The organism is uncultured Nostoc sp. (genome assembly GCF_964245575.1).
GTDB lineage: Bacteria > Cyanobacteriota > Cyanobacteriia > Cyanobacteriales > Nostocaceae > Nostoc.
This window is the reverse complement of the sequence record NZ_CAXTNP010000260.1, coordinates 1-10,951: the sequence shown is the minus strand read 5'-3', so window position 1 is coordinate 10,951 and position 10,951 is coordinate 1. Positions and strand designations below refer to the sequence as shown.

Annotated in this window: 9 protein-coding genes; 6 read left to right on the top strand and 3 right to left on the bottom strand. The window is 40.4% G+C overall.

The genetic code is table 11. From position 1 onward, the window contains the following. Positions 1 to 230: 230 nt before the first annotated feature. The 6 genes from acnB (at position 231) to ACFFAP_RS30200 (ending at position 7,529) form a co-directional block, all read left to right on the top strand. On the top strand, positions 231 to 2,861 hold the full coding sequence (gene acnB / locus ACFFAP_RS30225; protein WP_375514672.1) for a bifunctional aconitate hydratase 2/2-methylisocitrate dehydratase: 2,631 nt from the start codon (positions 231 to 233) through the stop codon (positions 2,859 to 2,861). Between the two features lie 57 nt (positions 2,862 to 2,918). Beyond that, complete coding sequence (locus ACFFAP_RS30220; RefSeq protein ID WP_375514670.1) at positions 2,919 to 3,365, top strand: DUF29 domain-containing protein; 447 nt, start codon at positions 2,919 to 2,921, stop codon at positions 3,363 to 3,365. 370 nt (positions 3,366 to 3,735) lie between these two features. After that, complete coding sequence (locus tag ACFFAP_RS30215; RefSeq protein ID WP_375514669.1) at positions 3,736 to 3,930, top strand: hypothetical protein; 195 nt, start codon at positions 3,736 to 3,738, stop codon at positions 3,928 to 3,930. 467 nt (positions 3,931 to 4,397) lie between these two features. After that, a complete protein-coding gene (locus tag ACFFAP_RS30210) occupies positions 4,398 to 4,934 on the top strand; it encodes a universal stress protein (RefSeq protein ID WP_375514671.1) in 537 nt (178 codons plus the stop codon). A 233-nt stretch (positions 4,935 to 5,167) separates the two neighbouring features. Then, a complete protein-coding gene (locus ACFFAP_RS30205) occupies positions 5,168 to 5,518 on the top strand; it encodes a DOPA 4,5-dioxygenase family protein (RefSeq protein WP_375514668.1) in 351 nt (116 codons plus the stop codon). Between the two features lie 607 nt (positions 5,519 to 6,125). Beyond that, positions 6,126 to 7,529: a hypothetical protein gene (locus ACFFAP_RS30200; RefSeq protein ID WP_375514667.1), complete on the top strand. Its 1,404-nt coding sequence runs from the start codon at positions 6,126 to 6,128 to the stop codon at positions 7,527 to 7,529. Positions 7,530 to 7,609: 80 nt separating this feature from the next. Here ACFFAP_RS30200 and ACFFAP_RS30195 read toward each other — a convergent pair whose 3' ends face one another. The 3 genes from ACFFAP_RS30195 to cobA all read right to left on the bottom strand — a co-directional run bounded on the left by ACFFAP_RS30195 (position 7,610) and on the right by cobA (position 10,835). Further along, entirely contained in the window at positions 7,610 to 7,915 is a 306-nt protein-coding gene (locus ACFFAP_RS30195; RefSeq protein WP_375514666.1) for a hypothetical protein, read from the bottom strand. Positions 7,916 to 8,429: 514 nt separating this feature from the next. After that, positions 8,430 to 9,026 (bottom strand): dephospho-CoA kinase, encoded by a 597-nt coding sequence (gene coaE, locus ACFFAP_RS30190; RefSeq protein ID WP_375514665.1) that lies wholly within the window; start codon positions 9,024 to 9,026, stop codon positions 8,430 to 8,432. Positions 9,027 to 9,191: 165 nt separating this feature from the next. After that, on the bottom strand, positions 9,192 to 10,835 hold the full coding sequence (gene cobA, locus ACFFAP_RS30185) for a uroporphyrinogen-III C-methyltransferase (protein ID WP_375514664.1): 1,644 nt from the start codon (positions 10,833 to 10,835) through the stop codon (positions 9,192 to 9,194). Between the last annotated feature and the right edge of the window lie 116 nt (positions 10,836 to 10,951).

Genomic DNA, 10,951 nt, shown 5'->3' with positions numbered 1-10,951 from the left:
TTATTTATGCAACGCCATCTGAACACCTGCAAACATAACTAGCAACTTGGGTTATGTAGTAGCGAATTCTATTTGCCTAATACTTTTCCAACTTTCAGTATAAAAACAACTGCAAACAACTGATTACCAGTAAGGCTTTCATCATAAAAGTAAGCTAAACTTTTATAGCCAAGTGTTACCTAAAAATATTTCATAATTAAAGGTAGAACATCCCAATGGAGAACATACAAATGCTGGAATCATATCGTAAACACGTTGCCCAAAGGGCAGCACTCGGTATTCCCCCTTTACCATTGGATGCGAAGCAAACCTCAGAATTATGTGAATTACTGAAAAATCCGCCAAAGGGTCAAGAGGAGATATTATTACATCTATTGAGCGATCGCGTTTCTCCTGGTGTTGATCCAGCAGCTTATGTCAAAGCCGGATTTCTCACCGCGATTGCCAAAAAGGAAATCACCAGTCCTTTGATTTCGCGCATAGAAGCAGTGCAATTGCTGGGCACAATGGTAGGTGGTTACAATGTGCAATCTTTAATCGATTTGCTGCAATGGCCCACCGTATCCGTTTCAGACTCATCTGAAACACCTCTAGTGATGGGCGGACAAGGAAAGGAACCCATCGCCGCTTATGCCGCCAACGCCTTAAGCAAAATCCTCTTAGTGTATGACGCTTACCACGATGTTTTAGAGTTGTCTAAAACCAATCCTTTCGCCAAGCGGGTGATTGACTCTTGGGCGGAAGCTGAATGGTTTACCACTCGCCCCACAGTAAAAGAAGCGATTACTGTTACCGTTTTTAAAGTTCCTGGCGAAACCAATACCGACGATTTATCCCCCGCCCAAAGCGCCACAACTCGCCCAGATATTCCCTTACACGCCTTAGTGATGTTAGAGTCACGGCAACCGGGAAGTTTGGCAACCATTGCCGAACTGAAGAAAAAAGGGCATCCTGTAGCTTACGTGGGAGATGTAGTTGGTACAGGTTCGTCGCGGAAATCTGCCATCAACTCAGTATTGTGGCACATGGGAAATGATATACCTTTTGTGCCAAACAAACGCGCTGGGGGTTATGTTTTAGGTGGTGCGATCGCGCCTATTTTCTTTAACACAGCTGAAGATGCCGGTGCTTTGCCTATCCAGTGCGATGTCACCAAACTAGAAACCAGCATGGTAATTACCATCCATCCCTACAAAGGCGAAATTACGAATGAAGCAGGCGAAGTCATTTCCACCTTTGCCCTCAAACCTGATACCATCCTCGATGAAGTCCGTGCAGGTGGACGCATCCCCTTACTTATCGGCCGTACCCTCACCGACAAAACTCGTCTTGCACTTGGTTTAGAACCCAGCACAGTATTTACCCGTCCCCAGCAAGCCTTTGATACAGGCAAAGGCTACAGCCTAGCCCAAAAAATGGTCGGTAAAGCTTGCGGATTACCTGGTGTGCGTCCCGGCACATCCTGCGAACCGATCATCACTACAGTTGGTTCCCAGGATACCACAGGCCCCATGACCCGCGACGAATTGAAAGAACTTGCCTGTCTTGGTTTCAGTGCAGACTTAGTGATCCAAAGTTTCTGCCACACAGCAGCTTATCCCAAACCAGTAGACATCAAAACCCATCACGAACTCCCTGATTTCTTTGCCTCCCGTGGCGGTGTTGCCCTCCGTCCCGGTGATGGTATCATCCACTCTTGGTTAAACCGGATGCTGCTACCCGACACCGTGGGAACTGGCGGCGACTCTCACACCCGCTTCCCCTTGGGTATTTCCTTCCCCGCCGGTTCTGGGTTGGTAGCTTTTGCAGCCGCCTTGGGTGTTATGCCTTTAGATATGCCAGAGTCAGTTTTAGTAAGATTTAAAGGTGAGTTGCAACCAGGTGTCACCCTGCGAGATGTCGTGAATGCCATTCCCTACGTGGCAATTCAAAAAGGTTTGCTGACAGCAGAGAAGCAGAATAAGAAAAACGTTTTCTCCGGGCGAATTTTGGAAATAGAAGGTTTGCCAGATTTAAAAGTTGAACAAGCTTTTGAACTCACCGATGCTAGTGCCGAGCGTTCTTGTGCAGGATGTACAATTAAGCTGAGTGTAGAGACAATTTCTGAATATCTGCGTTCTAACGTAGCACTGCTGAAAAATATGATCGCACGGGGCTATCACGATCCACGTACCATGCTGCGCCGTGTGGCCAAGATGGAAGAATGGTTAGCAAATCCCGTCTTATTAGAAGGCGATGCCGATGCTGAGTATGCCGAAATAATTGAAATTGATTTGAACGAAATCAAAGAACCAATTGTTGCTGCTCCCAATGACCCCGATAATGTGAAATTATTATCGGAAGTTGCTAACGATCCAGTGCAAGAAGTATTCGTCGGTTCATGTATGACGAATATTGGTCATTATCGGGCAACAGCGAAAGTTTTGGAAGGTGCAGGTGAAGTGAAAACTCGCCTGTGGATTTCACCACCAACCCGCATGGATGAACATCAATTAAAAGAAGAAGGTGTATATAGCGTTTTTGGGGCTGCGGGTGCTAGAACAGAAATACCCGGATGCAGCTTGTGCATGGGAAATCAGGCGCGAGTTGCTGATGGGACAACAGTGTTTTCTACCTCTACCCGTAACTTCAATAATCGCATGGGTAAAGATGCGCGAGTGTATCTTGGTTCAGCAGAATTAGCCGCAGTTTGTGCGCTGCTGGGACGGCTCCCGACAGTGCAGGAATATTTGGATATTGTAGCGAGGAGAATTCATCCTTTTGCTGATGATTTGTATCGCTATTTAAACTTTGATCAAATCGTCGGTTTTGAGGATGAAGGGCGCATGATTTCTAAAGAGGAGCAGGCTTTGTTGGTATAGTTTAATTAGGTGGGTGTTATGCCCACCTAATATTTAGCATTTCCCAGAGGAATATTAATGACCAGTCCATCTTTTATAAATGAAAAAAACCTTTATGAACAAGACTTTTACTTGTGGACGCAAACAATTGCCCAGCAGTTAAAGGAAAATAAGTTTAATGAAATAGATATACCTAATCTAATTGAAGAAATTGAAAGCATGGGGAGAAGTGAAAAACGCGAGTTAAAAAATCGATTAATTGTACTATTAATGCACTTGCTAAAATGGCAATATCAATCAGAAAAACGTAGTGAAAGTTGGTGCAGTACCATTTCTGAACAACGTATCTGTATTGAAACATTATTAGAAGATAGTCCCAGTTTGCAACCTCTACTTGCAGAAGTATTTGAAGATTGTTATCAAAAAGCTCGTCTCAAAGCATCTGATGAAACAGGTATTAAATTAAATTTCTTTCCTAAAGAATCTCCGTTTACATTAGAAGAAACCTTAAAAAGTAGTTATTAAGTTGGAGTAATGAATTTTTATACCGTTAGATATGGGTGCTGATGAAATTTATCCTGCCTATGTTTTGGGGATTTTTCGACAGTTGGGGTTGACAAATGAGAAAGTTGAGAGTCTGTTAAAATAGATAATATTTCAGTATTTTTACCGTTAAAGGTTTTGTATAAATACAATAATTTGTATATAGATTATTGTAATTAAAAATTTTCATGCCCTACCTAAAATCAAAACATTTAACAACTAACTTGAAGAGACGGAATGAGGAGTCAGGCAAAGCGAATCGTAAATTAATCTACATTGGCGGAGAAATTCGTTTTCAGTCTGAACAAGATTTAGAAAAAGGCATGGTATGACAAAATGGACAAATGCAAATATGTATTTATGTCAAGCCACTAATGGTGTAAATATAAATACTTTAGATTTATTCATCTATCTCCTTAAAGGTGCTACCCGTCCTTTTGATGATTCTATTTTGGAATGGTGGAGGTCACAGGAAAAAAATACTCCTACTAATTTGGGATGGTATATTGATTTAGCTATTAAGACTTGGAACTATAGGATTAAGTAAACAAGAGAAAAGAAAAAACTTATTGATTTCATAGATGTCAATTTTAGTCAAGCTTTAGGAGTAAAAGATAAATAATAATGTTTTAATCTAATTGACTATTCTATCAGCGCGATCGCACCCTCGCACTTTGCACACAGACCTAACCCCCCAACTCCCTTACCTACTAGCGTTGGGGGATAAATCCGGCTCCCCTCTTTGCTTCAAAGAGGGGTTGGGGGAGAGGTGAATCCATGCGATCGCACCTGGCAAATTAGGGATGCGATCGCTGTAAAAAGATAAATCTTTGCTTTCTTCACAAGTTCCTCAAATTATTTTACTATAAACATAAATATGGGGCGTAAAGCTTTAAGAAATTTAAAATCAAAGCTTGCCAAACATAGTTGGGGGATTAGTCATTTTTGACAAACCAGCATCTGGAAACCCGAAACCGTAAAGACCAATTACTAATGAAATCGGAGGTCTATATGATGTTTAAAAAGATTTTAGTTGCATTAGATCGCTCAGAAATAGGGCAACAGGTTTTTGAGGAAGCGTTGGGTTTAGCAAAGTTAACACAAGCTAGCTTAATGCTACTGCATGTTTTATCTCCCGAAGAAGAAGGTAGTCCTTATGGGCCTATGCTGTCTAATTTGGACTATTATCCGGGATTGAGCAGTCAAAGCTTCGAGTTATACCAAAACCAGTGGGATACCTTTAAAAAGGAAGGCATCCAGATGTTGCAATCTTTCTGTGCCCAAGCTAACACAGCAGGTGTAACTACGGAATTTACACAAAATATTGGTAATCCGGGTCGCATCATTTCTGACTTAGCCCGTAGTTATGGTGCTGACCTAATTGTGATGGGGCGTCGAGGTCGTTCTGGGCTGATGGAAATATTTCTCGGTAGTGTGAGTAACTACGTTCTTCACCATGCTCCTTGTTCAGTGCATGTTGTGCATCTTTCACTTACTCCTTTAACAGATGAAGTTGTCAAAAAAACTACTAGCACTTTCAAGGCTAACTAATTACTAACATTGCATAAATCTGAGCGAACCAAATTTTGAATTTGGTTTATTCTTGCCTACCTGCTTCCCTCAATCTCCACAACCGATCCTTAACTGCACAGTATTGGGCTAAAATTGAGCGTAGGCGTAGCCCGCACTTTGACAAGCTCAGTGACCATTGTAGACATCGCTTTTTCAGTGAGAAAGAAAAAGTCCACTACCCAAAATTAGAGTTGAGGGCGAAAAATGGATCTATGAAAGAAGATACTATCGAGATCACTGGTTTTCATGCTCATGTTTACTTCGATACCACGAGTCGGGATGTAGCTGCGCGTGTACGTGAAGGATTAGGCGCTAGGTTTGAGGTGCAACTCGGACGCTGGTTTGACAAGCCCATCGGCCCCCACCCAAAAGGAATGTATCAAGTTGCTTTCTTACCGAATCAGTTTAATAAAGTCGTTCCTTGGTTAATGCTCAATCGTGAGGGATTGGATATTCTCGTCCACCCTGAGACAGGCGATGCTGTAGCAGACCACGTGGTTCATTCCCTATGGTTAGGAGAAAAGCTAGATTTGAATATTCAGTTTCTTCGACAGCTTAATTAGACTTTATCCAATTAAGGGAAGTAGCCCACTTTATTGGGTAAAAGTTCTGGTCTGGGGTGTGAAACTTCTTCTATTGTGACTAATTGTGCCTCTTCTTGAAAAAGTCTAATGTCTTGATAAATAAAAAGGTTTAAGCCTATGTGTAGAAGCTTTTAGCGGCTTGCCGCAGGCATCACAAGAAAGGAAAAATTGATAAAGTCGAACTTAGAGGTTGTTTGAAAAGTTTTTCACTATGACTTTAGGCACTTTTAGATCCCCCCTAACCCACGCCAGTCGCTCTACTTGGGGGTTTCCCCCATGAGCAACTGGCGTGGGTTTAGAGGAATCTAGAACTTTTGATACTGACAAGAGGACTTTTCAAATATCCTCTTAGACCCTGACTGAAACTTCAGCTAAGTCTAGCGGAAAATTGCTCCTCTTGTGGTATTCCCAAGAGAAGGAATTTTCTAAGAGAGACGTAGCGTTCAGTATCCGCAGTAAATAGGTATTAAACTCCTTAATTGCAGATAATTGTTTATTAGCATTATTTTTGAAAATAGAAATGACAAATCTGTTTTACAGAATGCTATGCTGTTAATCGGCATTCTCATAAAAAGAAATTTGTCCGATGAAAAATATCTCTGCGAAGGAAAAAATTGCAGGCATTTCCCGATTTGATAAAGTTAATTTCAGAGTCACAAAGAAACAGATTTTATTTAGTACCTTTATACTATGCCTTGGTTTGCTGGGACTGGGTGGTTTCTGGTTTAAATCCAGATATAAATTTGATAATCAGATGAGTATAAAACTACAAGAATTATCTAATGTCGATTATCCAATCAATCCCGCGCCCTTAGGCAAAAGTTTTCAAAGATATTCTAATAGAAAATTAACACTTATTAAGAAAGATAATACACATTTCGATTTCGTGCTGGAATCAGCAGACAAAAACACGGCAAAAATAGTTATAAAAAATGTTGATTTAGAGTTATTAGTCCCGAAAGCACCCGAATGGGTTAAAAAAGATCAAGGTTTAGAAATAATCGCTTTTACAGATCGGGAGTGGAACAGACAACAGATTAGTTTTCCTGCTAATTCAAAAAATATAGAAATTATTGGAGGAGACGGTTTTGAAAAGCAAAACCTCGTAGAAGTAGCTTTGGCTAATAATTGCTTAAATGCAGGGTTGTGGGAAATTTTACTTTTCACTAAAGAGGATGGTAATAAATCTCTTTATTATCAAAGTTGGTTTACTTTTCCGATGGGACATTACAAAAATATTTTTGAAAATATTAATAATATTTCTTATTGGCAGCATTGGTGGAGATTAGAACACTGGCAAGATCCAAGTGGCACAATAGTAAAGACTAATCTTCTAAGAAACATAATTGATCAAAAAGAAGTTGCTACTCAGTTTCCTCTTGATGAAAAGATAATTGTATCGGGAGAGCAAACTAGAAAAGTTAGAACTACACTGACATCAAATATTACAACTTGGAAAGGTTTTTTCGACGCTAAAAATGAAATTAAATTTGCTAGTTTTCGACCACCAGGATTTTACGATCCAAATAAGCCTTGGGGAAATCAATACTGGAGAATAGGCAAATTTGACAAAGCCATTTTAAGGAATATTAAACCGATTGGTGTTGAACAAAATTTACAAGAAATTGAGCTAGGATTCACAGATACCAAGACTGGTGAACAAAATAGATTATTCATTAGTGGCATTAATCTGAAAACGCTTCCTCAATTGCCTGTAGAAGACTATCCTAAAGGTTTATATATGCCGATGGGAATTGGGATACCTCCTTTTTATCAAAGCTACGATGAATTAACGAAAAATCATCCCGATGTCAGCCCCTACTTCAGTTTTTTACTAGATTCACAGGATCGCTGGATAGATCATCACCACTTAGCAGTTGATGGTTCGGTGATACACCTTGATAAAGATAATCCAAATCTTTTGCATCTTTACTTGCTATCCTACGAAAGGAATACTTTAATAGCTCATTTTTTGATAAATTTAAAATAGATAGATCATTTATCTTATTCTTTCGTAAGAGAAGGAGAATCTTAACCTATGAAATTGAAGTAACTGGTTGACTTTAATATTTACTCAATCGGTACTTGCTTGAGTAAAGCTATCCACATATCAGATGGATCTGAGTAATAATCAAGTTCCTCCACTTGATATTGATAAGATTCACAACCTTCTCGTACAATAATGCGATCGCAGAGTTTAATGCCTTTCCCGATTCCAGTCATATACCCGATTGTTCCTTCATTGAGGCGCTCAAATACATAGTCGCTTCCACAAATTAGTTGGCTATAATCGTGTACTTTATGCTTCTGTTTTAATTCGGTTCCTGGAAAGCTAACTAGGGCTAACTTACTTAAAAAACTAAAACTTAAGTTCATACTTGTCCTGATCAAAGACATAAGTGAGTTTTCCCCAAGAAGAAATCTATAACGAAGAGTTTTGGACCCTAAGTGAATCTCAATTCCTTTCAATCACCAATCCAGAATTGAACAGGTGGACAATCTAGTTAGTAATCAACCACATTGACAGCTAGTAAAGGCAATTTATCACCCAATGTCTAATTAAGCAGTTCGTTGAGAAGAGAATTAATAATAATTTTAAAATAATTGATATTATTTTAAAATTATTTTTTATTAAATCTTAATTATTAGTTATTAATGTTTGAATTAATGTTTGAATTAATGTTTGATTTTACTCAATGATATCTTTTGCCCAACAACTATTTAAATTTACAGTACCATCAATTGCAGCTTCAACTGTAAAATCACCGAATTATTGGACAAGAATAGGTCAGATATGACATTTTTTTACTTAACTAGATAATCCTAAAATTTATAAAGCTTTTATGTCTTGAGAATGTCATCTATGTATCTTTTTTAAGATAAATAGCATCTAGTCCTTACTAGTGGTTTTTAGGGCTACATCTACCTGCTCTAGTAATACTTCTAGTGTGGAGGAGTTATCTAAAACGACATCTGCATGAGCCACTTTTTCTTCGATAGATAATTGGCTGTTGATCCTGGCTCGTGCCTGTTCTCTATTTAAATGGTTTCGTTGTATCAATCTTTGTAGCTGTTGGTCTTGAGAACAACGCACTACCCAGATTTCTGTAACTAAATCAGTCATCCCAGCTTCAAATAATAGAGGCACTACTAACATCAGTGTTTGTGAGGAAGATAGGGCAATTGCTTTGAGGAAGCGATCGCGCACATCAGGATGAATCAAATTGTCTATCCAGTTGCGTTCATCTTGACGATTAAAGATAATTTCGCCTAGCTTTTGGCGGTTGAGGCTGCCATCTGGTAGTAAAATTTGTTCGCCGTAACGTTGAGCGATCGCACCAAGAATAGGCGAACCTAAAGATACTGCCTCTCTAGCATAAATATCTGCATCCAGAATCGGCAGGTTATAAGCGCTAGCCAAATAATTGGTGACAATGGTTTTGCCTGTGGCAATACCGCCAGTTAAGCCGATTATACGTTTAGTCATTAGTCATTAGTCACTTGTACTCTCGCAACTCGTGCCGAGCATCTCGACTTGCTCCCATGGAGCCGGAGCCGAGGTAAGCTGAAGTATTGGTCATTAGTCATTAGTTATTCTCCCCCTGCTTCCTCTGCTTCCCCTGCTCAAGAACTGCTCCTTCATCTCCCTTATCTAAGAATTTGTCGCCCATGTTATCAATGCTTGGGTTAAACCATCTAAAGTATATTCTTGGGCTTCTACATCCACACGCCTGAATAAAAAATCACAGGTTTTGGAGGTTTGAGGCCCGATAGAGGCAATACAAACGCCCTCTAAGAATCGACTAGCATCAGATTTGTTGGAAAATATCTTGTCAGTAAGTTGACAGAAAAATTGCACAGTTTTAGAACTGGCAAAAGTAATCACATCTATCTTGCGGTTTTGGAGAGCTAACTCTGCCTCTGGTGGAATACCACTAGGACAACAAGATTGATATGCGGCAACTTCTATCACCTTTGCTCCCTTGAGAGTTAATTCCTTAACCAAAATTTCTCTTCCGCCGCTTTCAACTCTGGGAAATAAAACCTTTTTACCATCTAGTTTCTCTGGAAAATTTTCCACTAAAGAATCGGCAACAAAGTTGGGGGGAATAAAATCTGGTTGGAGAGAGCGTTGTTTGAGACAATGGGCTGTTTTATCGCCAACAACGGCAATTTTGACGCCAGCTAAGGCCCGGGTATCTTTACCTTGGGCGTTTAGCCTTTCAAAAAAGTAGTCTATGGCATTGGTAGAAGTGAGAATTAACCAGTCGAAGTCAGATAAATGAGCGATCGCATTATCCAAAGCTTCCCAACTGGAGGGCGGGCCGATTTCTAAGGTAGGCATTTCGATGACTGTTGCACCTAATGCGATGAGGCGATCGCTAAATTGGCTCGACTGTCCAACTGAACGTGTCACCAAGATTGTTTTGCCACTGAGGGGAAGAGGAGATGAGCGGAAGTTACTTAACATAGGTTGGGGTATAGGAATACTCTCATTCACAGCCGGAACCTGGGAATGCCTTTCTCCAGACTCCTGCCTGATAATTTCGTCTAAATATATATTCTCAGGTTGTAAGTACTTCCGTAGCCCAACAACTTCGCCAATAACAATTACTGCTGGAGAAAGGGATAATTCGGTGGTTTGTTCCACAATATTGCCCAGTTGCGCTGTCCAAATTTGTTGGCGAGGAGTTCCTGCCCAACGGATGATGGCAATGGGTGTTAAGTGCGATCGCCCGTGTCGCACCAGTTGATGTACAATTTCTGGCAGATGTTGCCCTCCCATCAAAATTACCAGTGTCTCTAGCCGTGAGAGTGCCTCCCAGTCTAAAACTTCTGGTTCATGACCTGTAAGCACTGCAAAAGTGCGACTCAATACCGGATCTGTGAGGGGAATTCCTGCTAACAAAGGTGCTGCAAGGGCTGAGGAAATTCCTGGTACTAGTTCAAAATCACAACCAGATGCTTTCAGCGCTTCAATTTCGGAAGTACAACGCCCAAAAATCAACGGATCGCCTGATTTGAGCCGGACAACTTGTTTCCCTTGCTGGCAATTCTTTACTAGTAACTTGTTAATCTCAGCTTGGGTTGTACTGGGTTTTCCACCGCGTTTCCCAACATCTAACTTCAAACAATCAGGTGGTACGCACTGCAACAATTGAGCATCTACCAGGGCATCGTAGACTAAAACCTGAGCAGCAGCTAAGAGATTGTAAGCTTTTACCGTCAAGTATGCCACATCTCCAGGCCCGGCACCTACAAGATAGACTTTACCCTTTTCTTGAGTCTTAGTCATTTGTCATTTGTCATTTGTCATTTGTCATTTGTCATTTGTTAATAGTTCTTCTTCCTGTGCTTCTTTCCTAGTCGCCAGTCCCCAATGCCCAATTCCCAGTACCCAATCCCCAATCC